Raw genomic sequence first — 22,811 nt, forward strand, 5'->3', positions numbered from 1 at the left:
GTACGACGGGTAGTAGTCGCAGTAGCCGAGGGTCGGCGCGGCCGTCGTCGGTGCGGACTGCGGGGTCGACGCGGTCGGGGTGGGAGTGGGGGTGACCGTCGGGGTCGGCGTCGCCTTCGGAGGAGCCTTCTTGGTCGTGGGGGCCGGCGAGTCGGTGCTGTCGGTGTCCCAGTTGACGACCTGCATCTGCGGGTCGGCCTTCGAGGTGTCGAACACCCAGCGCTGCGCGGTGCCGTCCGCCCGGGTCTTCAGCACGAGCGCGCCGCCGCCGTCGGTGGAGGCGGGCGTCAGCGCCAGGTCCTGGTTCCAGCGCGGGACGAGGATGCCCTGGAGCGTGAAGTCGTAGCGGATGTTCTTCGCGGTCGCCGACGACGTGCCCGTGCAGGGGGCGAGCTGTACCTCGAAGGCGAGGTGCGAGTCGAGGCACAGGCCGGGGTCGGCGGTGCTGCGCAGTTGTCCGTCGGTCTCGTACGACCACTGCTGGCCGGCCGCGGAGGAGCAGGTCTGCAGTTCGGCCTCGGTGCCCTGGAGGGGCTTGTTGCCGGCGACGCCGATGCACAGACCCGACTCGACGTTGTGCAGCCGGCCGCTGAGCGTGCCCTGGGCGGTGGCGTCGTTCTTGCCGACCCAGGAGGGGTCGGCGGACTCCTTGCCGGTGCCCGAGGCGCCGGCGGCCTGGCTCTCGGTGGTGGTCTTGTCGCCGCCCGAACCGCTCGTGGACCACAGGACGAGCGGGAGGACGACCAGTCCGCTCACGGTCAGCACGGCCACGCCGAGGTTGCGGCGGCGGACCCGGCGGCGCGCCTTGTGGGCCGTACGCAGTTCGCCGCGCCGCGGGCCCGACCGCACCACGAGTTCGGTCGAGGCGGACGACACCTCGGCGGGCAGCGCGCGGCTGCCGGCCCTGACCTCCATGTAGGTCCGCGCGCCCCAGCCGAGCACCGCCTCGGCCAGCGCGATGCCGAGCCCGGCGTTGAACTGGTTCAACTGGTCGGCGGTGTAGCGGCAGTGCTTGCAGACGGAGAGGTGCATGGCGAGGTCCGGGTCGACCTCCGCGCCGCCGCGCCGGAAGGTGACGTCCAGCAGCCGGATGTAGCGCATGCACTCGTCGTCCTGCGCGAGTTCGCGGTGGACGAGGAGGCATTCCTCGCGCAACCGGCCGCGGGCGCGCCCGAGTTCGATGTCGGCGCCCTCCTCGTCGATGCCCAGCAGTCCGGCGGGCACCGAGAAGGGTTCCGACTCGACGTCGATGTGCCACAGCAGCGTGCGGGCCGTCTGGGGCAGCCGCTGGAACGCCCGGGATATCAGCCGCCGTTCGGGCACCGGCAGCAGTCGGGCCGCGACGCGGTCGATGTCGCCGTTCGACCAGCGCAGATCGGGGTGGAGCATTTCCTGCCGGTGGTCGGCGACCCATTCCGTGGCGATACGGCGGACGGTGACCAGCACCTGAGGGCGCCAGGCCGCGGTCGGTCCGGACTGCCGCAGGGATTCTCCGAAGAGCCGGGTGAAAGCGGCCGTGGTGAGCATTCCGGCGTGGTGCGGTCCGTCGGTGCACAGCCGCGCATAGGCGAAGGCCGCTTCCCAGTGCCGGTCCAGCAGTTCACCCACGGGTTGCAGCGCGGGCGTCGTCCCCGTCCACTTCTTCAGCTCGGCGCTGAGCTGCTCGTCGGTCACTTCGAAGTGGTGAGCGGAAGTCGGGGAATTCGAGGGACCTGGGTCCGTCACGGCTGCATTCCTCCAGGTGAAACGCGGAATTCGGCGCATACCGGCGGGTATGCGACCCTGCCGACGGGGTGACAGAGTCCACCCGTCCGATTGATGGCATCCCGAACGTCCGCCTGGGGCAGCTCTTTTGAAGCAAGGGGGGTGACGTACGGGAGCGGCCTCGAGCGCACGGAGGGGAATCATCTATGTGCCCGCGCGCCGACAGGCACACCTTTGCACAGGTCAGCGAGGCGGAACAAGGTCTGCCTCCGTTTTGTGCTTTGCGTTCAGGCCCCGGCAATTTGACGATTCGTCAATCGGGTCCGTTATGGGATTGCCACCGTATCCACACGGGAAATCCAGAAACCATTGGCCGGGTCTGCCCGTCACACCCGGCACTCCAGCCCCGGGGACGGTCCTACTTCCGGTTTTCCCAGGTCACGTTCCGGCTGCCCGGCCCATTGTCGGGCGAGCCGGTGACGTCGGGGGACTTGACGACTTCCATGACATCACCGATGAGGGAGTTCACGACCAACCAATAGGCGCGCACCCGACCGGCGACACCCCGCCGGTGACAGCACATCGGGGAAGCCGGGTTCACGGTCGGGCGCGGATTGTTCGGGTACGACGAAATCGACCGGCTCTGTGCGGGGTTCTCGACGCGGCCGAGGCGGGACCGGAGCGGGACCGGGGCAGGGCCGTGCGGCGCGGAGTGCGCACGGCACGGCCCGTACTGACGACCCGTCAGGAGTGGCCGCTGATCGCGTGCGGCGCGTACGGCTGCTCCAGTTCCTCCAACTCCTTGTCGCTCAGCTCCAGTTCGACGGCGGCGACCGCGTCCTCGATGTGCTGCGGCTTGGCCGCGCCGACGATCGGCGCCGCCACCGTGCTCTGGTGCAGCAGCCAGGCGAGGGCGACCTGGGCACGCGGGACACCCCGGTCGCCGGCGATGCGGGTGACCGCCTCGACGATGGCGCGGTCGCCCTCCTGGTAGAGGCGGTTGCCGAAGTTGTCGGTGCTGCTGCGCTCGGTGGTGGTGCCCCAGTCCCGGGTCAGGCGGCCCCGCGCCAGCGGGCTCCACGGCAGTACGCCGACGCCCTGGTCCGCGCACAGGGGGAGCATCTCGCGCTCCTCCTCGCGGTAGAGGAGGTTGTAGTGGTTCTGCATCGACACGAACTTGGTCCAGCCGTGCCGCTCGGCGATGTGCTGGTGCTTGGCGAACTGCCACGCGTACATCGAACTCGCCCCGATGTAGCGGACCTTGCCCGCCTTCACCAGGTCGTGCAGCGCCTCCATCGTCTCCTCGACGGGAGTGTGCGGGTCGGCACGGTGGATCTGGTAGAGGTCGACGTAGTCGGTGCCGAGACGCGCGAGGCTGTGGTCGATCTCGGACATGATCGCCTTGCGGGAGAGTCCGGCGCCGTTGGGTCCAGGACGGGTCCGGCCGTGCACCTTGGTGGCGAGCACGACCTCGTCGCGGCGGGCGAAGTCGCGCAGCGCCCGGCCGGTGATCTCCTCGCTGGTGCCGTCGGAGTAGACGTTCGCCGTGTCGAGGAAGTTGATCCCGGCCTCCAGCGCCTGCCGGATCAGCGGGCGCGACGCCTCCTCGTCGAGGGTCCACTCGTGGGTGCCGCGGTCCGGGAGGCCGTAGGTCATGCAGCCCAGAGAGATCCGCGAGACGTCCAGGCCGGTCGAACCGAGCTTCACGTACTGCATCGTTGCTGCTCCTGCCTTCGAGTTCGGTACCGCTTGGGAGCGTACGACTTCGCGGGCACTCGAAGTCGCGCATGTGCGCGCACCCTTGACGGGTGACGCGGCCGGGCGCTTTGCCCCTGCACGTGCCCGCGCGTACGGCGCGGTACGCAGAGGTGCGCCCAGCCGGCGGCGGACAGGTTCCAAGCCCGGCCGCAGTCGCCAGGACGACCACTACCCCACCGGGACCGGCGAGTACTCCGCTCGGTCGTCGAAGTCCTGTGCCCGGTCCACGCGTTGGGTGCCCGGCCGACCCGGATCGGCGCCTGCCGCCGCGGTGCGCGGCCCTCAACAGCGCGTACGTCTCGGTCACGGACCTGGTGGTCCGCGCGACCACGGACGGCGACCCGCGCCACATCCGGCACGCGGCGACGATCGACTCCGCGACGGCGGCGACCCCGCCGGTCGAACGGATCCGGGACCTGTGCGACGACCTCTTAGGGGCGCGCACGGGGAGCTGCTGCGGGCGCGGCCGGGGCACTGACGGGCGTCGGAGCGACGGGGTGCCCCCCCTTGGCCACCGGGCGCGACGACCAATGCCGCGCCGCGCACGGGCATCCGGCGTCGCACGACCGTACCCGGGCGGCCGACAAGGGCCGCGGGGCCGCAGGCGACGCCTCACCACTCACGGGCGACGGGTGACGGTGACCGCCCGGCGCGGGACCGGCGCCACGCGCAACACCGCGCCGCGCACCGGCGTCCGGCGTTGGTGTGACCGCCCCCGGACGACCGGCGTGGGAGCGGTCGGGGCGTCGCCGTGGACCCGCATCCTCGGCGCAGACCGACCGGCGCCGGGCCGGTCGTGGCCGTACGGGAGGAACGCGGTGCCGAGACGTTGGACCAGACTGAGGATCCTGCTGGGGGCGGCCGTGCTGCCGCTGGCCCTGGTGTCGCCCGCATGGGGTGGCACGGACCCGGCGCCGCCCCCGCCCGAGGCGCCGTCGACCCTGTGCGCGTCCGCTGGTGTCCTGCACGGCGCGCACGGGCAGCGGGCCGCCGTCAGTCTCTGCGCGGGAAGCGGTACTCCCACCATGGCGGTGTCGGCTCCGGCGAGCTGCCGACGGCACGCGCCGATCGCCCGGTACGCGTGCCGCAGCTCGGGCACCTGGACCGCGCGGCGCGCGGGCGAGACGGTCGCGTCCGGCACGCTGCCCGGGTCGGGCCAGTATCCGGGGCCGGGGACCTACGAGTTCACCGCGACCGTGCGCGTCCGGTCGATGCCCGAGGGCGTCGACGTGCAGGGCACCGTCCACACCACGCTCACGCTGACCGCGCCCGTGCCGAAGGCGACGCACGGCATCGAGGTCGACCGGAGCACCCTGCGGCCGGACTCGGTGACGACCCTGACGTACACGGTCCGCCGGTTCAGCGACCAGGGTGACGGCAGCGCGCGGTTCGGGCTCATCGCGCAGGAGGGGACGGGGGCCGAGCTGACCACGTCCGACCCGCGCTGCGTCAATCCGCTGATCGGTCGCTATCCAGCACAGGACCGGCTTCCGCACGCCCTGGACTGCGCACTCACCGATCTCCAGCCGGGACACCCGGACACGGTGGTGGTCCGGGTCGCGCTCAAGTCGCCTTGTTCCACGGTGGTTTCGAAGCTGGGCTACTGGATGCCGCAGGGCCAGGCGCTGTACACCGGGGGCATGCTGGCGGGGCCGACGGTGACCTGCGGCTAGAGCAGGTCGAGCGCCCGCTCCCAGCCGAACTCCGGCCGCCCGCCGTCCTCTTGGGCCTCGCCGGAGTACGGCTCGCCGAACCGCACGCCCATCTCGCGCAGCCGTGCCAGGCTCGCCCGGTAGGCGGGATGGGCGGCCAACGCCTCGCCCACACAAGGGAGTACGACGGTCGGGACACCGAGGCCGTACGCCTCGCAGAGGGTGCCGAGCGCCAGGGTGTCCGCCGTACCGGCCGCCCATTTGTTGATCGTGTTGAAGGTGGCGGGCGCGACGACCACGGCGTCCGGGGGCGGAAAGGGGCGCGGATCACCGGGAGTTCGCCACGCCGAACGGATCGGCCGCCCGGTCCGTGCCTCGACGGCGGCCGTGTCGAAGAAGCCGCCCATCGCGACCGGGGTCGCGAACACCCCGACCTCCCAGTCCCGTTCCTGCGCGGCGGCGATCAGCCGGCCGACGTCCACGGCGATGCCCGCGGCGCAGACGACGACGTAGAGGAAGGGTTTCGAGTCCTGTTCGGTCATCCGGGGAGCCTACTGAAGAGCGGGGATCTACTGGAGTGGGAAAGACAGTCCGCGCTCCGCCTCCGGCCGCGCCCCGAAGACGCGTCGTTCGCTCTCCTCGATGGCGAGATCGTTGATGCTCGCCTCGCGCCGGGTCATCAGGCCGTGCTCGTCGAACTCCCACAGTTCGTTGCCGTACGACCGCCACCACTGCCCGGCGTCGTCCCGGCACTCGTACTGGAAGCGGACCGCGATGCGGTCGCCGTCGAAGGCCCAGAGGTCCTTGCGCAGCGCGTACTCGTGCTCGCGTGCCCACTTCGCGGTGAGGAACGCGACGATCTCGGCGCGGCCGGTGACGAAGGTGTCGCGGTTGCGCCAGACGGAGTCCTCGGAGTAGGCGAGCGCCACGCGCTGCGGGTCGCGGGTGTTCCAGGCGTCCTCGGCCGCCTGGACCTTCCGCGCCGCGGTCTCGCGGGTGAAGGGCGGGAGGGGAGGGCGGTCGGCCATGGTCGTCTCCAGAGCGGCGAAGTGCGGAGAACGTGCGTTCTCCCGGCGACTGCTACCGTAGAGAACGCACGTTCTCAGGTCAAGGAGGGGTCGGTCCGATGGACAGCGCAGTCGCCCGGGAGCAGGCGCTGGACGCCGCCGAGAAGCTCTTCTACGGGCGGGGGGTCCAGGCCGTCGGCATGGACGCCGTGCGCGGCGCCTCCGGGCTCTCCCTCAAGCGGCTCTATCAACTCTTCCCCGCGAAGGAGGAGTTGGTGGAGGCATATCTCGAACGACGTGACCTGCGCTGGCGCGGCCGTCTCGCGGAACACGTCGAACGGCACGATGATCCACGGGACCGGATTCCGGCCGTCTTCGACTGGCTGGAGGAGTGGTTCGGCGAGGCCGATTTCCGCGGCTGCGCATGGATCAACTCGTACGGCGAACTGGGCGCGACCTCGGAGCGGGTGGTCGCCCAGGTCCGGGCGCACAAGCGGGCGTTCCGCGACTACCTCACGGCTCTCGTGACGGACGCGGGAATGCCCACCGCACTGGCCGGCCAGCTGTTCCTGCTGGCCGAGGGCGCCATGGTCACGGCGGGCATCACCGGGAGCGCGGAGCCGGCGGCGGAGGCGCGCGCGGCGGCGTTGTCGCTGCTGCGGGCCGGTTGAGGCGGGGGCGCTCGGCGGGGTGGGTCCTTCGGCTCGGGCGTTCGGCCGACCCGGCTCGGCCGACCGACCGCCCTCACTCTCTCAGCCGCTCAGCCCACCGTGTCCGTCACAGTGATCGCGCTCACCGGGCAGGCCCGGGCCGCCTCTCTCAGCATGGGGGTGTCACCGCCGTCCTCCTTGCCCGGCAGCACCGTGCTGTAGCCGTCGTCGTCCTGGGTGAAGACGCTCGGGGCGGCCAGGGCGCACTGGCCCGCTCCGATGCAGATGTCCTTGTCGATGTGGATTTCCGTGTGCATGGAGCGCAGCCTCTTACCAGGTCACGGGGAGTTCCAGCATCCCCTGGATCGTGTCGCCGGGTTTGAAGGGGATCTCCTCCGCGGGGACGGCCAGCCGCAGCGTGGGCAGCCGGTCGAAGAGGCTGTGCAGGGCGATCTCCAGTTCGGCGCGGGCCAGGTTCTGGCCGAGGCACTGGTGGATGCCGAAGCCGAACGACACGTGGTGGCGGGTGGGCCGGTGCCAGTCCAGGGTGTCCGGGGCGGTGTAGACGTTCTCGTCGCGGTTGATGACGGCGGTCGAGAAGATCACGCCCTCGCCGGCCCTGATCGTCGTACCGTCCAGCTCGATGTCCTCGGCGGCGAGCCGCATCAGCCCGTCGACGATGGACAGCGACCGCATCAGTTCCTCGACCGCGTCCGGCAACAGCCCCGGATCGTCCCGGAGTTCGGCCAGCCGCTCCGGGTGCCGCAGCAGGGTGAAGGTGCCCAGGGAGATCATGTTGGCGGTCGTCTCGTGGCCCGCGACGAGGAGGATGACCGCGAAGGAGATCAACTCGGCGCGGTCCAGGGTTCCTTCGTTCAGCTGCTCCCGGACCATGTCGTCGAGCAGCCCCTCGCCCGGATCCCGCTGCTTGCGGTCGATCAACTCGCCGAGATAGGCGTCGAGTCGATCGCGCGCGTCCTGGCTGTCCTCGGCCTTGGGGCCGCGCAGCAGGCGCCGGGACTGGGCCTCGAAGAACTCGTGGTCGGCGTACGGGACGCCGAGCAGCGCGCAGATCACCATCGACGGTACGGGGAGCGCGAACGCGGACACCAGGTCGGCCGTCGGACCCCGGGCGATCATCGCGTCGAGCAGGTCGTCGACGATCCGCTGGATGCCGGGCCGCATCGCCGTGGCGCGCTTGACGGTGAAGCCGGGGATCATCATCCGCCGCTGGGTGCGGTGCTTGGGGTCGTTCTCACCGAGCAGGGCGATCCGCCGGTCGCGGACCGCCGCGAACCGTTCGTTGATCACGGGGAAGTCGGGGTGGGTGCGGTCCGTGGACAGGCGCTGGTCGGCCAGCAGCGCGCGGGCGGCGGCGTGTCCGGTCACGAGCCACGCCGTGCGGCCGTCGTAGAGCGTGACGCGGGTCAGCGGGCGGACGGCGCGCAGCGGGTCGTAGCCGGTGGGCGGGTGGTAGGGACAGGTGCGGTCCTGCGGGAAGGCGACGGGTTCGGTCAGGTCGGTCGGACCGGTCAGTTCCGTCAGATCCGTCATGGAAGACCTCGCAGACGAAGAGTGCGTCTTGCCGATCTTCATTAGATGCCCGAGGCACCTATGAGGCCACCCGATGTTCGGCCAGATCGGTGGTGCCTACAATCTGGCCGAACCTGGCGGTCCGCTTCGCTCGGTCCCAAGATCGGCGCGAGCCCGTTCAGGGCGCGAAGGCCCGGGCCACGGCCAGGCTGTCCTCGTACACATGGTGACGGACGATCAGCCCGTCCCGGACCGTGAGACGGAGGGCGAACCTGGCCCGATAGGGCCGTCCGGTGGGCCTCGCGGTCAGCCGGATCTCGCCGAGCACCACCGCGTCGGCGCCGTCGACCAGGATGTGCTCGATCTCCGTGCCCGCCCGTCCGGGCACATGGTGGGCGGCGAGGTCCCGGTAGTGGTCGGCCGCGTCGGCTCGGGTGGCGCGGTGCCGGATCCATGGTGTGGCGGCGCGGCCGTGCTCGTCCTCGGGCCAGTTCAGCTTCCAGTCGGCGTGCTCGCCGTAGAGCTCCGCGATGCGCTCGGGCTCGGCGTGGCCGATCCGGTGCAGCAGGTCCTCCACGACGGTGCGGGTGGTGGGTGTCGCGGACATGGGGTGTCCCTTCTCTGCCGGTGTTCGTGCGCGGTCCCGACTGTGCCGCGGGAGCCGTTCCGGTGCGATTACCTCCGAGGTCATCACCCGGTGGAAGGGACCTGGCCGAAGAGAGTCGCGGTGTGGATGAATCGCGCACCGGCTGGTGTTGAATCCTGGTGCGAGACAGCCGTAGAACGCGAGATGGGACGAATGCCATGCCTCTTGAGGGCGAGTACGAACCCAGCCCGTCGCAGTGGGTGCGCGACCAGGTCGAGCTGTACGAGGGCTCCGGCGGCACCAAGGGGACGACGTTGATGGACACGGGTCTGCCCGTGATCCTGCTGACGACGGTGGGCGCCAAGAGCGGGAAGATCCGCAAGACCCCGCTGATGCGGGTCGAGCACGACGGGACCTATGCCGTCGTCGCCTCGCAGGGCGGCGCCCCCAAGCACCCGGTGTGGTACTTCAACGTGCAGGCCGATCCGCGTGTCGAGTTGCAGGACGGACCGCAGAAGTGGGACCTGACGGCCCGCGAGGTCACCGGCGACGAGAAGGCCGAGTGGTGGGAGCGGGCGGTCGCCGCGTATCCCCCGTACGCCGAGTACCAGACGAAGACGGACCGGCAGATCCCCGTGTTCGTGCTCGAACCGGCCGACGGAAGCTGAGTCCCGAGGACCGGTTCCGCCGCTGAGAATTTTTCCGGTTCCGGGGCGCATGAACCGGTGGGCGTCGGGCAGCCGACGTTCAGGCCCCGCCGCGCTCCCCCGTCGCGGCGGGGCTTTCCGCTGCCCGGGCCGTCGGCCGGTCGGTGATGTCCAGGAAGATCTCACCGGTCTCGGACACCGCACGGCCCAGGGACTCCTTGATGCGCATGGAGACCTCCTCGACCCGCTCGCTGTCCATGCCGGGAACGAGGTCGATCCGGGCGGCGACCATCGTCGAGTCGAGCCCCATCCGCATGGTGAACAGCGCTTCCACACTGTCGATCTCGGGCTCGGCGGCCAGCAACGAGCGGATCCTGTCGTCCAGTTGGGGGTCGACGGCCTCGCCGATGAGCTGGTCGCGGGCGTCGCGGCCCAGGCGGTAGGCGACGTAGCCGAGTAGCACCCCGATCGCGATCGAGGCGGACGCCTCCCACACCACCTGCCCGGTGATCATGTGCAGTGCCATGCCGATCATGGCGAGGGTCACGCCGAGCACGGCCGTGCCGTCCTCGGCGACGACGGTCCGCAGCGCGGGGTCGCGCAGGGCCTCCTTGCCACCGCCCTGGGCACGCACCTGGTGCAGGGCCCGCAGCAGGGAGACCCCCTCCACGACCAGGGCCACGGCGAGCACGACCAGCCCCACCACATAGCCGGTGGACGTCTCCTCCGCGCCGTCGCGCAGCGCCTCGATCCCCTGGAACACGGAGAAGCAGGCGCCCATCACGAAGATGCCCACGGCGGCGAGCAGCGACCAGAAGAAACGCTCCTTGCCGTAGCCGAAGGGGTGCCGCCGGTCGGCGGGGCGGCGGCTGCGGCGCAGGGCGAAGAGAAGGAAGACCTCGTTGAGGCTGTCGGCCACCGAGTGGGCGGCCTCCGAGAGCAGCGCGGGCGACCCGGCGACCAGACCGCCGACGGCCTTGGCGACCGCGATGACAAGATTGGCCGCGAGTGCGACGAGGACGGTGACCCGGGTCTTGCGGTCCGTGGCGCCGTCCGTGTCATCGTCGGGCGCGGGGTCGGCAGTTGTGTCGCTCATCCACCCCGACTGCCCCTGAAGGTGCTGCTCACACCCTCTACCGAAGCCCAGGTTTCGGTGGCACCGTCGGGGTGCCGACCGGCTCGACCGCAGAAGGAGACCCCCGTGGCCAAGATCAAGAAGAAGAAGCTCCCCCTCGTCTACCAGCCCGTCGGCCTCGTGCTGGGCCTGGTGAGCGGCGCGCTCGCGGGCCGTGCCTTCCGCGCCGCGTGGAAGGCGGTACGGCATGAGGACAACGCCCCCGACCCGCTGGACCGGGACCGCGGCTGGGCCGAGATCCTGTTCGCCGCCGCGCTCCAGGGCGCCCTCTTCGCGGTGGCGCGCAGCGCGGCGGACCGCACCGGCGCGAAGGCCATCGAACACTCGACGGGGATCTGGCCGGTGAAGGACAAGGGCGGCCGGGAGTAGGCCCGTTGGGGCCACGGCCGTCGACAGTGGACCAAGTGGGCCGGGGCGAACGGGAGTTGAACTTCCTCAGCCCTGATCGGCATCGGCGGCCGTGGGCGGCACCGGGCGGATCGTGAAGGAGTGGCCGCCCGGGTCCGCGTACACGCGCTCCTGGTACGGGCCCGGCATGTCCTTGGTCTCCAGCGCGCGTCCGCCGAGTCCGATGATCCGGCGCTCCGCCTCGTCCAGGTCCTCCACCAGGAAGTCCAGATGGACCTGTTGGTTGTTCTCGGCGCGGGGCCAGCTCGCCGGTGTGGCGCTGAGGTCCCGGCGGAACGCCAGCCGGGTCCCGTCCGCGCCCCTGATCTCGACCTGGTCGAGACTGATGTCGGTCTGCTCGCCGTCCAGCAACTCCGTGTAGAACACGGCGAGCTTCTCCGGCTCGACCGCGTCGAGCACCACGAAGCCTGCGGTCACGAGTGCCATGTGTCCTCCGAAGATCCAGGCGCGCAAGGGTCGAATTCCGGTTGTCACGCACCCAACGGGTATCCCGCTTCGGCCAGTTGATGCCGACGACCGGCGTCGATCAACGAACGTGCAACAACCGCGCGGATCCCTGGTTCGGGTGGGACGCAAGATGCGAGAGTGGGGCGGATGAAGCCCCGTACCGCTCTGCTGACCCTCGCCCTGTGCACCGCGCTCGCTCCGATGGGCGGATGCGGCGGCGGAGGTGGGAGCGGTACCACCGACGACGGGTCGTCGCCCTCCTCGGGAGCACCGGCCACGGGCACCGCGAGCCGAACTCCCGCTCCGGGCAAGGGCTCCAAGGACCCCGACGACCTCAACGGCGACGGGCACCGGGACCTCGTGGTGCCGATCGTCGTCGGCGGTGGCGAGGGCGCCACCGACGAACGGGTCGTCGTGGTCTACGGATCGGCCAGGGGCCTCGACCCGTCGACGCGCAGGGTCTACGGCCGTGCCGACCTGGGCCTGCCCGCGCCGGGCAAGCAGCTTCTGGCGCCGGCGGACTCGGTGTCCGCCGCGGACGTCACGACCGCCGATCTGGACGGCGACGGTTTCCCCGACTTCGTCACGTCCGTCCAGGGCTCGATGGTGTCGGACGGCAACATCAGCGCCCCGCGCACCGTCCCGTACGTCACCTGGGGCGGCTCCACCGCGAAGGCCTCCGCCACACCGGTCCGACTGCCCCAGAACGTCGACAAGTTGGGCATCCGGTCCCTGGTGCGCGGCGACTTCGACGGGGACGGGCACCACGACCTCGCCGGCCTCGCCCACAACCACTCGTCCATGGTGGTGCTGTACGGCCCGTTCACCCGCTCGGGCACGCCCGCCCGCACCGACACGAGCCTTCCCTGGGCCGACGGCGAACTGATCGCCGACACCATCGACCCGTCCGGCACTCCTCGCGCGACCTCACTGCTGCTGCACGCGGTGAACGACGGCGAACAGTCCGGCAACGCCCTCCACACGGCCCGGCCCGGTGCTCAACTATCCGCCTCGACAAGGCAGTTGAGGAAAGGGAACGCCCACGCGTTCGGCGACTTCGACGGCGACGGGCAGCGCGATGTGGCCGTGGGCGACGACGGCGGCCGTAACGACGAGCCCGGCTACGAGACCGAGCCGGCCGAGGTCGACGGCTCGCTCGCCGTGTATCCCGGCGACGGCGGCGCACCGGTGACGTACCGGCTGCCCGAGGCGCCCCGGTCCGCGCGCACCGGCTACGGGCCGGGCGGCTATACGGCCGCCGACCCGGACGGCGACGGCCGGGACGGTGTCCTGGTCTCCACGTACGCGGGCGCCACACTCATCGAAGACACCCGGCGGACCGCCGTCCTGCGCAACGGGCCCGCCACGGCGGACGGCAGGAAGATCCCGGCGAAGTGGCGCCACGCCCGGCCCGTGGGGGCAGCGGACTTCGACGGGGACGGCAAGGACGAACTGGTTCTGAACTGGGGCGCCGACCCCAGGTTCGGGTTCTACGGCGAGCGCCCCACCCGCTGGTGGATCACCGACGGCACGACGAACGCGAACAAGGCCACCTTCACGACGACGGCCTTCGCCCCGCACTCCTCGTAGACAGGGCCTGGATCTCGGCGAGGCGCGCCGCCGCCGCGCTCAGCAGCAGGTCCAGGGCCGCCGGGTACGAACTGTGCCGCATGGTGGCCACGAGATGGCGGGCCGTCGCCGCGATGTGCGGGAACGTGTCGGCGGGCAGCTGCGCGTACGTCGCCTTCCATACGGCCGCCTCGGCCTCGCGGGCGGGCTGCGGCAGCGCCGTGTTCGCGGAGTCGAGGGCACCGAAGGCGAGGGCCTGGTCGACGTAGGAGTGATAGATCCGCACCGCCTCGGCATCGGGGAAACCGGCCCCGCGCAGCACCCCGAGGATCGCCTCCACGGCCTGGATCTCGTACACCCGCCCCGTCACCCGGTACGCGCTGAGCCCCGCCGCCCTCGGGTGCGCGAGCGCGCCCGCGTGCATGCGCAGGCCCAGCTCCCGCAGGTCGGCCCGCCAGTCGCCGGTGGGCCGCCAGGTGCGCAGGGTGCGGCCGATCAGCTCGTCGGCGACGGCCAGCATCAGGTCGTCGGTGTGCCGGAAGTAGCGGTACAGGGAGCTGGGGTCGGCGCCGAGCGCACGGCCGAGGCGGCGCACGGAGAGGGCGTCGGCGCCGTGCTCCTCGATGAGTCTGAGGGCGGTCTCGACGATCAGTTCCTCGGACAGGACGACGCCCTGCTTGGTGGGACGTCGGCGCCGCCGGTCGGCGGCCGGGACGACACGCTCGCTCATACGACGACCTCCTCGCTGCTCGGGTCCAGGTGCCCGCACCTTATGACAACACCGTTGACCTGTTAAGTGCGCGGGCAGTTTCATGTGCGTTCACCGGGGCCGTTCGGGCCCCCCGGTGCGAGCGGAGAGCACGCCATGATCGACACGCCACCCCCGTCGGGGCCCGCACTGCGCAAGTCACTCGGTCTGCTGGACGGCGTCGCCATCGCCGCGTCCAGCACCGCCGCGACCACCAGCATCGGCATCGGTCTGGGCGTGACCGCCGGGGTGGTCGGGCTGCATCTGCCGGCCATCATGCTGTTGGCGTTCCTGCCGATCCTGGGCATCGCGGGCGCCTACACCCGGCTGAACAAGGTCGAGCCGAACGCGGGCAACGGCTATGTGTGGGTGGGCCGTTCCCTCACTCCGTGGCTCGGTTTCCTGGTCGGCTGGGTGAACATCGTCGCGACGATCGCGTTCCTCGCCTACACGACGGCGGTCACCGGCTCGGCCATGATCCAGCTCGCCGGGGAGGCGGGGCTGCACCGGCTGGCCGGTCTCGCCCTCGACCCGGGCTCGACGGCGCAGACGACGGCGGTCGGCATCGTCGTCCTGGTCGCCGTCACCCTGACCGCGGTCACCGGCGTCCGCACCGCCGCCCGCCTCCAGACCGGCCTGCTGATCTTCGAGTACGTCGTCCTGCTCGGCTTCTGCGGCTACGGCATCGTCACCGGCCCGCACGCCTTCAGCCTGAGCTGGTTCGACCCCTTCGCGATCCCCTCGGCGTCGGCGCTCGCGCAGGGACTGCTCCTGTCGGTGTTCTGCTACTGGGGATTCGAGGCCGCGTTCACCGTGAACGAGGAGGTGCGCGACCCGCGTGACGCGTCCCGGGCGGGCATCATCACCCTGGTGACGATGCTGGGCCTCTTCCTGCTCGGCTCGGTCGCCTTCCAACGGGTGCTGTCCGAGGGCGAGTTGGCGGGCCACGGCGCCCAGGGCCTGGCGTTCTTCGGCGACCGCCTCGCGTCCCAGCCGCTGGCCGCGCTGCCCCTGGTGGCCCTGATGTTCTCGGCGGTCGCCTCCCTCCAGGCGGGCGTGATCCCCACCGCCCGCGGCATGTTCGCGATGAGCCGCGACCGCACCCTCGGCCCGGTCTGGTCGAAGGTCAGCTCCCGCTACGGCACTCCCGCCCTCGGCACCCTGCTGATCGGCGCGCTGGCGACGGCCGTTGCCGCACTCGCGCTGGTGATCCCCCGCCTCGCCGACATGATCATGGCGACGGTGAACGCCGTGGGCATCGTCGTCGCCCTCTCCTACGCACTGACCGCCCTCGCCGCGGCCGTACGTTTCCGCGCCCTCCTCCGCGAGGACTGGCGGCAGGGGGTGCGCGCTGTGGTGCTGCCCACGCTGAGCGCCATCTCCCTGCTGGGACTGGGCGGTTACCTCTGCTGGTCCTTCTACACGTCCACCGATCACCTCGAAGTCAGCGCGGACAACGGCTGGTTCCTGCTGCTCACCCCGCTGGCGATGATCGCGTCGGGTTTCGTGGCCGCCGCCTGGGCGAAATGGGGGCGCAAGTCGCCCTACTTCCAGTCCGGGCAGGGCACCGACGCAGACGCCCCGCAGTTGCTCGCGACCTCCCGATAGCCCCCACAAGGAAACGGATCATGCACGCAGACCTCCTCTTCACCAACGGCCCCGTCCTCACCCCCGACGGCCGCACCGCGACCGCCGTGGCCGTCACCGGCGAGCGGATCACCGCCGTGGGACATGCCGAGGCGCACGACCTCGCCGGGCCGCGCACTCAAGTCGTCGATCTGGCGGGGCGGTTGCTGCTGCCCGGGTTCCAGGACGCGCATGTGCATCCGCTGCCCGCCGGGCTTGAGCTGACCCAGTGCGATCTGACGACGGCCAAGACGGCACAGGACACCGTCGCCGTCGTGCGGGCCTATGCGGACGCGCATCCGGAGCGGGAGTGGATCACCGGGGGCGGGTGGTCGATGGAGGCGTTCGAGGGCGGTACGCCGACGAAGGAGCTGCTGGACTCGGCCGTGCCGGACCGGCCGGTGTATCTGCCCAACCGGGACCATCACGGTGCCTGGGTCAACAGCCGGGCCCTGGAGTTGGCGGGCATCACGCGGGACACGCCCGACCCGGTGGACGGGCGGATCGAGCGGGACGCGTCGGGCGAGCCGGCCGGGACGCTCCAGGAGGGGGCGATGCAGCTCGTCGGCCGGCTCACGCCGCGGGCCACGCACGCCGACCGGCTGGCCGCGCTGCTGCACGCCCAACGGCATCTGCACGGGCTCGGGATCACGGCCTGGCAGGACGCGCTCGTCGGGGAGTTCCTGGGGATGGACGATCCCTCGGACGTGTATCTCGCCGCCGCCCGGGACGGCTCCCTCACCGCGCGGGTGGTCGGCGCGCTGTGGTGGGACCGGGCGCGCGGCGCCGAGCAGATCCCCGAACTCGTGGAGCGGCGGGCCGCGTTGAGCCACGGCCGGTTCGGCGCGGGCAGTGTGAAGCTGATGCTGGACGGCGTCGCCGAGACCGGCACGGCCGCCCTCCTGGACCCCTACCTCGACAAGTGCGGCTGCGCCACGGCCAATCGGGGCACCAGCTTCATCGACCCGGACCAACTGCCCAAGTACGTCACCGAGTTGGACGCGCTCGGTTTCCAGTGCCACTTCCACGCGCTGGGCGACCGGGCCGTACGGGACGCGCTGGACGCGGTCGAGGCCGCGCGGGCGGTGAACGGGCCGAGTGACACCCGGCCGCATCTGGCGCACCTTCAGGTGGTGCACCCGGACGACGTGGCGCGGTTCGCGCGGCTCGGTGCGGTGGCGAACATCCAGCCGCTGTGGGCGGCGCACGAACCGCAGATGGACGAGCTGACGATTCCGTTCCTCGGACCCGAACGGGCCCGGTGGCAGTACCCGTTCGGGGCACTGCTGCGGTCGGGGGCCACGCTCGCGGCGGGCAGCGACTGGCCGGTGAGCAGTCCCGATCCGCTGCACGGCATCCATGTCGCGGTGAACCGGGTCGAACCCGGCGGCGCCGGACCGGTGTTCCTGCCGGACGAGCGGATCGGGCTCGCGGAGGCGGTCACGGCGTACACGGCGGGTTCGGCGTACGCGAACCACCTGGACGACACCGGCCGCATCGAGGCGGGGGCGTTGGCGGATCTGGTGGTCCTGGACCGTGATCCGTTCGCCGCTCCGCCGGAGGAGATCGCGGCGGCACGGGTAGCGCTTACTTACATCGGAGGGGTGGGAGTGTACGCAGCTCAGGGGGCCTGAGCAGTAACGGGGATCACGATCATGGCACGGTGTAGATCATCTAGGCTCTGGGCAGCCTCGTACCGCTTCTCGGTCCAACTTTCGCACCACGAAGCGTAGTTCGAGGGCGCGGGCGGTCGAACGGACCGCCCGCTCGCAGTGGGGGGACTCCGTGTTCCGTCTCCCGAAAGGAAGCGCATGCCTCAGGACGTCACCTTCGACCTCCCCTTCGACACCCCTGTCAGTGAGCATCTCGAGTACGCCCGCGCCCGTCATCTCCGCTGGATCTGGGACATGGGCCTGGTGCGCAGCCAGGCCGGGTTCGAGGAGTACCGGTCGTGGGACCTCCCGCAGGCCGCGGCCCGCACCTACCCGCACGCGTCGGCCGCGGACATGGTCGTCCTGATGAACTGGTTCTCGCTGGCGTTCCTCTTCGACGACCAGTTCGACGCGAACCGGCCGGACCGCGCCGACCGGATACTGGAGGTGGCGCGGGAGTTGATCGTCACGCCGTTGCGTCCGGCGGGCAGCAGGCCCCGGGTCGTCTGCCCGATCACGGTGGCCTGGGCCGACGTCTGGAACCATCTTTCAGATGGCATGTCCCTGACATGGAGGACCCGGTTCGCGGCTTCTTGGGGCCGTTTCCTGGTCGCGCACTGCGAGGAGGTCGACCTCGCGGCCCGGGGCATCGCGGGCACGCTCGACCTCGACGAGTACACCGAGTTCCGGCGCCGTACGGTCGGCATCCACCACAGCATCGACGCCGGGGAGCGCAGCCGGGGCTTCGAGGTCCCGGCACAGGTGCAGGCGCATCCGCTGATGGAACGCATGCGTGATCTCGCCGCCGACACCATCGGCTTCATGAACGACATCCACTCCTTCGAACGCGAGCGCCGCCGGGGCGACGGCCACAACCTCATAGCCGTGCTCCACCGGGAGCGCCACTGCTCATGGGAGGCGGCGGCCGACGAGGCGTACCGCATGACGAACGACCGGCTCGCCGAGTACCTCGAACTGGAGGCCCAAGTCCCTCGGATGTGCGACGAGTTGGGCCTGGACGAGAACGAGCGCCTGAGGGTCCACCAGGGCGTGGAGGCCATCCAGCACTGGATCAACGGCAACTACGAGTGGGCGCTGGTGTCGGGCCGCTACGAGGTGAAGAAGGAGAGTTCGGTGGACGACCTGTTGGCGGTGTGAGACGACGTCGAGCTGCCCGGTCGAGGGCCGGGCAGCTCGCTGTCAGGTGGCTCACACGGCGAACTCGACCGGCAGCGCGTCCAGTCGCGACTCCCAGGTGGACGCCGTGGACGTCAGCCCCTCCGCCGAGATCCCCAAGCGCAGCCCCGGCAGCCGATGCAGCAACACATCGACACCGACCTCGAGAATCGCCTGCCCGATGCTCTGCCCCGGGCACTCGTGCGGCCCCGAACTGAACGCCAGATGCGACTCGTTGCCCTGCATGGACATCCCCGCGTCCGGCCGGACCTCCGGATCGACGTTCCCTGCGCCGAGCCCGAGGACGAGCAGATCGCCCTCCTCGATGCGATGCCCCCCGAGTTCGAGATCCGCCGTGGCGAACCGCCCCGGCATGACGGCCAACGGTGGGGTGTCCCACATGACTTCCTCGACGACGGCGGACACGGTCAACTGCCCACTGACCAGCCCGGAGAGCCGTGAGGTGTCGGTGAGGATCCGCTGCAACACCCGCGCCAGCAAGTTGCTCGTGGTGGTGTGCGCGGCGATCAGCACCAGCCGCAGATGCATCACGACCTCTTCGGCGTCGAGCCCCGCGGGGTGCTCGATGAGGGCGGTGGTGAAGTCCGGGGCCGGCTCGGCCCGTTTGCGCTCGGCGAGTTCGCCGAGGATCTCGATGATGCGGTCGTTGTGCAGCAGCGCGTCCTCACCGCCCTTGAGAACCTGGGCACTTGACTCGACGAGCCGCTTCCCGTCCGCCGCGGGGAGCCCGAGGATGCGGGTGAGGACGAGCATCGGAAGGTACTCGGCGTAGTCCGCCACCAGATCGGCGCGGCCGTCGCCCGCGAACGCGTCGATCTGCTTGTTGGCGAAGAAGGTCGCGTGCCGCCGGACCCCGCGGCCGGACGCGGCCAGCAGTCCGTCGGTCACCGCGCCGCGCAGTCTGCGGTGCGGTTCCCCGTCCTGCGAGACGCAGTCCGGGCGCCAGCCGACCATCGGCATCAGCGGCGAGGTGTCCGCGACCCGGCCCTCCCGCCAGTCCCGCCAGATCCGGGCATCCCGGGTGAACTGGCGGGGGTTGTCCAGCACCCGCCGGTTGTCGCGGTACCCGAGGACCAGCCAGGCGGGGACGTCGCCCTCCAGCAACACCGGTGCCACGGAGCCGTGTTCCTTGCGGAGCCGCTCGTAGATGCCGCGGGGGTCGGTCGCCGCGTCCGGCCCGTACAGCCGGGTCAGGTCGTCGGACGGGCCGTGGGCGACGGGGCAGCCGCGCGGGGCGTCCTGGCCGTCCAAGGTCTGGTCGGTCATCGGGGCTCCAGTGCGACGACGGCCGAGCGGTCCTTCAGGTGCCGTATCAGCGCGACCAGTACGTCACGGCTGGAGGAGCGGTCACGGGCGTCGCAGGCCACGACCGGGATGTCCGGGGAGATGTCCAGGGCGTCGCGTATCTCCTCGACCGGGTGCTCCGGGGAGTCGGGGAAGACGTTCAGCGCGATGACGAACGGGACGTCCTGCCGCTCCATCTCCTCGATCGCCCGGAAGCTGGAGGCGAGACGGCGGGTGTCGACCAGGACCACCGCGCCGAGCGCGCCCTTGAACAGACCGTTCCACAGGAACCAGAACCGCTCCTGACCCGGCGTCCCGAACAGGTAGAGGACCAGCTCGTCGTTGATGCCGATCTTGCCGAAGTCGAGGCTGACGGTGGTCTCCGTCTTGTCGGTCACCCCGATGAGACGGTCGACGCCGGCGCTCGCCTGGGTGAGGGTCTCCTCGGTGGTGAGCGGCTTGATGTCGCTGACCGAGCGGACCATCGTGGTCTTCCCGGTGCCGAAACCGCCGGCGATCATCACCTTCACCGAGCGGGTACCGTCACCGGCCGGAGAACCGGGCCGGTCAAAGCCTTTGAAGTCCACTGAGTACCTCCTCAAGGAGCGCGAGGTCGGGCCCGCTGCCGGCGCCGTGCGCCGGGATGGGGTCACGGGCTTCGACGCGGTCTGCCTCCAGCAGATCCGCCAGCAGCACCGCGAGAATGTTGAAGGGCAGTCCGAGGTGGGCGCCGAGTTCGGCCACCGACAGCGGCTCGCGGCAGCGCCGCAGGATCTCCTCGTGCTCGTGCTGCATGCCCGGTAAGGGGGCGGTGCGGGAGACGACGAGGGTCGCCACGTCGAGACTCGCCGCCGAACCGCCCGGTCCGCTGCGCCCTCCGGTGAGGACGTAGTAGCGCTCAAGGCCGGAGGGATCGGCGGGCCCGCGGGGAGCACTCATCCAGAGTGCTCCTCCAGGCGCGCGGTGGTGCCGAGGAGCTCACCCATCCTGCGGGCCAGGTCCCGCATCTGGTGCCCGAGCAGGCCCTGGTCGAGGCCCTCGCGGGCCAGCACGCCCAGATACGTCTCGACGCCCGCGCGGACGACGAAGAGATGACCGCCGTCGACCTCGATCATCGCCAGCCTCAACTGCCCCGCGTACTTGGGGAATTGCTCGGCGACCGGCTGGGCCAGCGCCTGAAGGCCGGCCACCACGGCCGCGAAGCGGTCCACGTCGTCGGGGTCCTCCGCGCCGAAGGAGGTGATCGCCTTGCCGTCGCTGGAGGCCACGAGGGCGAAGCGGATCTCCGGGATGCTCTCCACCAGATCGCGGAGCGCCCAGCTCACGTCGGTTCCCTGTTGCGTCATGTGGACTCGTCGCTCTCTTCCGTGCTGTGCTCGGTGAACTCACGGCCTGCGGACGGCGGTTCCTCCCCCGGGGCCTCCCGACCGGCGCTGGCGAAGGCCGCCAGACCGGCGAAGGAGGCATCGGGCGGAACGACGGAGACGGCCATCTCCCCCGCCCGCTCGGCACGTTCGGCCGCCGGGGGCCGCGCCGTCCCACCACGTCTGCTACGGCGCCTGGGCAGCCCGCCGGGTGTGGTGTCCGCCGCCTCGACGGGCTCGGCCGGGGTCTCGGTGCCCGCCGGTACACGTGTCATCGCCGCGGTGGCGGCGGCCTGGAACGACGGGGTCGCGGCCACGGCGGCCGGGGGCAGCTGGCTGAAGTACTTGTGCGGGACCACCACGACGACCGAGGTGCCGAGCCAGGGCGAGTCCGCGAAGGTGACACGGATGCCGTAGCGGCGGGCGAGGGTGCCGACGACGCGGAGCCCGATGCTGGCGTCCTCCGAGATGCCGCCGAGGCCGGATCCGCCACCGGTGCCGGCGAGGGCGTGTTCCGCCTCGCGCTTGGACTCCTCGCTCAGGCCCTTGCCGGAGTCCTGGATCTCGATGCCGACGCCGTTGGGCACCTCCTTGCCGGAGACGATCACCGGCTCGGTGGGCGGCGAGTAGCGGGCCGCGTTGTCCAGGAGGTGGGCGAAGATCAGCGTGAGGTGGTCCACCAGGCCGCCGTCGACGCCGAGTTCGGGCAACTGCCGTACGTCGACGCGGTGGAAGTCCTTGATCCGGCCGATACCGCCGCGCACCGTGCTGAGCAGTCGCTGCGGCTCCTGCCACTGCCGGCCGGGCCGGTCCGAACCGCCGAGCACACCGACGCTCGCGGCGAGACAGTCGGCGGGGCCGATCTCCTGGTCCAGCTCCATCAGACCGCGGGCGACGGCGGGCAACCGCCCGTGCTCGCCCTGGAGTTCGTGCAGTCGGCCACGGAGCTTGCTGGTCAGGACGTGGATGCGGTTGCCGATGCTGATGACGGCCTGCTCGGCGGCGGTGGAGCGGTTGAACTCCTCCTCGACGCCGATGAGCGAGATCCGCAGCACCTTGCGCAGTTCGGCCTGGAGTTCGGCGCTGACCTTGGCGCACTCGCTCGCGACGGGCAGCAGGTCGTCGATGGCGTCACCGGCGCGCAACTGCGCGAGCGCTGCGGGGAGTTGCTCGTCGGCGAGCTTCGCCACCGCGGTGAGCTGGTGGGCCAGTTGTTCCTGCCACACCTCGGCCTGGTCGGCGAGCTGTGCCTCGTAGGACTCGGCCTGCGCGTTCAGCCGCTCCTCGTACGCCCGTGCCTGCTCGGCGAGTTGGGCCTCGTAGGCGCCGGAGTGGTCGGCGATCCGGCTCTCGTAGGCGCCCGCGTGCTCGGTGAGCCGGTCTTCCAGTGCGGCGCGCTCGGCGCCGAACTTCCGCTCCAGGCCCGCCACATGCTGCTGCCACTGCTGGGAGTGCTCCGCCTGCGCGGTGCGGAAACCGCTTTCGGCGCGGCGCAGCCGGGTCTGGGTGCGGACCAGCAGACGGACGCACACGGCACTGGCCGCGGTGGCCGCCGCTCCGGCCACGGTCGCGGCTATTCGCTCCGAGCTCATGAACGTGGCGGCGACCGTCCCCCCGCCCAAGGCGAGCGGCATCAGCCACCAGCCGTACCAGGCGACAGGGGCCCGCGCCGCCGGTGGCGGAGTGGCGAGTTCCATCTGCATCCTTCGAAGCGACACGTACGAACAGGGGGCGTGCGAGGACAGACCGCACTCGGGAGGACGCTCCACGTGCCGACCGGTCACGATCACGTCAACTCGCTGCGCCGCACGGGAGCTTATCGGGTTCGAACCGTAAAAGATCAA

At 71.0% G+C, this 22,811-nt stretch carries 23 protein-coding genes; 8 read left to right on the top strand and 15 right to left on the bottom strand.

Features of this window, described 5'->3' with window-relative positions; translation table 11 throughout:
- Both JHN63_RS05415 and JHN63_RS05420 read right to left on the bottom strand, forming a co-directional pair.
- The coding region (locus tag JHN63_RS05415; protein ID WP_200677528.1) for a ricin-type beta-trefoil lectin domain protein at nt 1–1,725 on the bottom strand (1,725 nt) is incomplete at its 3' end.
- 723 nt (nt 1,726–2,448) lie between these two features.
- A complete protein-coding gene (locus JHN63_RS05420; RefSeq protein WP_200677529.1) occupies nt 2,449–3,420 on the bottom strand; it encodes an aldo/keto reductase in 972 nt (323 codons plus the stop codon).
- Between the two features lie 860 nt (nt 3,421–4,280).
- Between JHN63_RS05420 and JHN63_RS05425 the strand changes: the two genes are divergently transcribed.
- Nucleotides 4,281–5,135 carry a hypothetical protein gene (locus JHN63_RS05425; RefSeq protein ID WP_307781822.1) on the top strand — a complete coding sequence of 285 codons (855 nt, stop codon included), beginning with the start codon at nt 4,281–4,283 and terminating at the stop codon, nt 5,133–5,135.
- Here the strand turns inward: JHN63_RS05425 and JHN63_RS05430 are convergent.
- Both JHN63_RS05430 and JHN63_RS05435 read right to left on the bottom strand, forming a co-directional pair.
- On the bottom strand, nt 5,132–5,656 hold the full coding sequence (locus tag JHN63_RS05430; RefSeq protein ID WP_200677530.1) for a flavoprotein: 525 nt from the start codon (nt 5,654–5,656) through the stop codon (nt 5,132–5,134). The two genes, JHN63_RS05425 and JHN63_RS05430, sit on opposite strands and share 4 nt — an antisense overlap.
- A gap of 27 nt (nt 5,657–5,683) precedes the next feature.
- The gene (locus JHN63_RS05435) at nt 5,684–6,142 is read right to left on the bottom strand and encodes a nuclear transport factor 2 family protein (protein ID WP_200677531.1); all 459 of its coding nucleotides are present in this window, start codon (nt 6,140–6,142) and stop codon (nt 5,684–5,686) included.
- 98 nt (nt 6,143–6,240) lie between these two features.
- Here JHN63_RS05435 and JHN63_RS05440 point away from each other — a divergent pair, with 98 nt between their 5' ends.
- Nucleotides 6,241–6,792 carry a TetR/AcrR family transcriptional regulator gene (locus JHN63_RS05440; RefSeq protein WP_200677532.1) on the top strand — a complete coding sequence of 184 codons (552 nt, stop codon included), beginning with the start codon at nt 6,241–6,243 and terminating at the stop codon, nt 6,790–6,792.
- An 89-nt stretch (nt 6,793–6,881) separates the two neighbouring features.
- On the opposite strand, the gene JHN63_RS05445 is transcribed toward JHN63_RS05440, so the two are convergent.
- The 3 genes from JHN63_RS05445 to JHN63_RS05455 all read right to left on the bottom strand — a co-directional run bounded on the left by JHN63_RS05445 (nt 6,882) and on the right by JHN63_RS05455 (nt 8,911).
- On the bottom strand, nt 6,882–7,088 hold the full coding sequence (locus JHN63_RS05445; RefSeq protein WP_200677533.1) for a ferredoxin: 207 nt from the start codon (nt 7,086–7,088) through the stop codon (nt 6,882–6,884).
- A gap of 13 nt (nt 7,089–7,101) precedes the next feature.
- Nucleotides 7,102–8,325 carry a cytochrome P450 gene (locus JHN63_RS05450; protein WP_200677534.1) on the bottom strand — a complete coding sequence of 408 codons (1,224 nt, stop codon included), beginning with the start codon at nt 8,323–8,325 and terminating at the stop codon, nt 7,102–7,104.
- Between the two features lie 157 nt (nt 8,326–8,482).
- Nucleotides 8,483–8,911, bottom strand: coding sequence for a nuclear transport factor 2 family protein (locus tag JHN63_RS05455; RefSeq protein ID WP_200677535.1), 429 nt, complete (start codon nt 8,909–8,911; stop codon nt 8,483–8,485).
- Between the two features lie 197 nt (nt 8,912–9,108).
- On the opposite strand from JHN63_RS05455, the gene JHN63_RS05460 reads away from it, so the two are divergent.
- On the top strand, nt 9,109–9,558 hold the full coding sequence (locus JHN63_RS05460; RefSeq protein ID WP_200677536.1) for a nitroreductase family deazaflavin-dependent oxidoreductase: 450 nt from the start codon (nt 9,109–9,111) through the stop codon (nt 9,556–9,558).
- Nucleotides 9,559–9,637: 79 nt separating this feature from the next.
- Here the strand turns inward: JHN63_RS05460 and JHN63_RS05465 are convergent, their stop codons facing one another.
- On the bottom strand, nt 9,638–10,633 hold the full coding sequence (locus JHN63_RS05465; RefSeq protein ID WP_200677537.1) for a cation diffusion facilitator family transporter: 996 nt from the start codon (nt 10,631–10,633) through the stop codon (nt 9,638–9,640).
- Between the two features lie 105 nt (nt 10,634–10,738).
- Between JHN63_RS05465 and JHN63_RS05470 the strand changes: the two genes are divergently transcribed.
- On the top strand, nt 10,739–11,041 hold the full coding sequence (locus JHN63_RS05470; protein WP_200677538.1) for a DUF4235 domain-containing protein: 303 nt from the start codon (nt 10,739–10,741) through the stop codon (nt 11,039–11,041).
- A gap of 66 nt (nt 11,042–11,107) precedes the next feature.
- On the opposite strand, the gene JHN63_RS05475 is transcribed toward JHN63_RS05470, so the two are convergent.
- Complete coding sequence (locus JHN63_RS05475) at nt 11,108–11,506, bottom strand: VOC family protein (protein ID WP_200677539.1); 399 nt, start codon at nt 11,504–11,506, stop codon at nt 11,108–11,110.
- Between the two features lie 168 nt (nt 11,507–11,674).
- Between JHN63_RS05475 and JHN63_RS05480 the strand changes: the two genes are divergently transcribed.
- On the top strand, nt 11,675–13,117 hold the full coding sequence (locus JHN63_RS05480; RefSeq protein WP_200677540.1) for a VCBS repeat-containing protein: 1,443 nt from the start codon (nt 11,675–11,677) through the stop codon (nt 13,115–13,117).
- Here the strand turns inward: JHN63_RS05480 and JHN63_RS05485 are convergent.
- Nucleotides 13,083–13,826, bottom strand: a complete 744-nt coding sequence (locus JHN63_RS05485) for a TetR/AcrR family transcriptional regulator (RefSeq protein ID WP_200677541.1) — start codon at nt 13,824–13,826, stop codon at nt 13,083–13,085. The genes JHN63_RS05480 and JHN63_RS05485 overlap by 35 nt on opposite strands.
- A gap of 135 nt (nt 13,827–13,961) precedes the next feature.
- Here JHN63_RS05485 and JHN63_RS05490 point away from each other — a divergent pair, with 135 nt between their 5' ends.
- The 3 genes from JHN63_RS05490 to JHN63_RS05500 all read left to right on the top strand — a co-directional run bounded on the left by JHN63_RS05490 (nt 13,962) and on the right by JHN63_RS05500 (nt 18,280).
- Nucleotides 13,962–15,452: an APC family permease gene (locus JHN63_RS05490; protein ID WP_200677542.1), complete on the top strand. Its 1,491-nt coding sequence runs from the start codon at nt 13,962–13,964 to the stop codon at nt 15,450–15,452.
- Between the two features lie 20 nt (nt 15,453–15,472).
- Nucleotides 15,473–17,104: an amidohydrolase gene (locus tag JHN63_RS05495; protein ID WP_200677543.1), complete on the top strand. Its 1,632-nt coding sequence runs from the start codon at nt 15,473–15,475 to the stop codon at nt 17,102–17,104.
- 177 nt (nt 17,105–17,281) lie between these two features.
- The gene (locus tag JHN63_RS05500) at nt 17,282–18,280 is read left to right on the top strand and encodes a terpene synthase family protein (RefSeq protein ID WP_200677544.1); all 999 of its coding nucleotides are present in this window, start codon (nt 17,282–17,284) and stop codon (nt 18,278–18,280) included.
- 51 nt (nt 18,281–18,331) lie between these two features.
- On the opposite strand, the gene JHN63_RS05505 is transcribed toward JHN63_RS05500, so the two are convergent.
- The 5 genes from JHN63_RS05505 to JHN63_RS05525 are packed head-to-tail and all read right to left on the bottom strand — an operon-like array spanning nt 18,332 to nt 22,664.
- A complete protein-coding gene (locus JHN63_RS05505) occupies nt 18,332–19,585 on the bottom strand; it encodes a cytochrome P450 (protein WP_200677545.1) in 1,254 nt (417 codons plus the stop codon).
- Nucleotides 19,582–20,190, bottom strand: a complete 609-nt coding sequence (locus JHN63_RS05510; RefSeq protein WP_200677546.1) for an ATP/GTP-binding protein — start codon at nt 20,188–20,190, stop codon at nt 19,582–19,584. The genes JHN63_RS05505 and JHN63_RS05510 overlap by 4 nt, the downstream gene beginning before the upstream one ends.
- Complete coding sequence (locus JHN63_RS05515) at nt 20,171–20,542, bottom strand: DUF742 domain-containing protein (RefSeq protein ID WP_200677547.1); 372 nt, start codon at nt 20,540–20,542, stop codon at nt 20,171–20,173. The genes JHN63_RS05510 and JHN63_RS05515 overlap by 20 nt, the downstream gene beginning before the upstream one ends.
- Nucleotides 20,539–20,949, bottom strand: a complete 411-nt coding sequence (locus JHN63_RS05520) for a roadblock/LC7 domain-containing protein (protein WP_019057749.1) — start codon at nt 20,947–20,949, stop codon at nt 20,539–20,541. Before JHN63_RS05520 ends, JHN63_RS05515 begins: the two co-directional genes overlap by 4 nt.
- Entirely contained in the window at nt 20,946–22,664 is a 1,719-nt protein-coding gene (locus JHN63_RS05525; protein WP_200677548.1) for an ATP-binding protein, read from the bottom strand. Before JHN63_RS05525 ends, JHN63_RS05520 begins: the two co-directional genes overlap by 4 nt.
- Between the last annotated feature and the right edge of the window lie 147 nt (nt 22,665–22,811).

The organism is Streptomyces sp. MBT65 (genome assembly GCF_016612545.1).
Classification (GTDB): domain Bacteria; phylum Actinomycetota; class Actinomycetes; order Streptomycetales; family Streptomycetaceae; genus Streptomyces.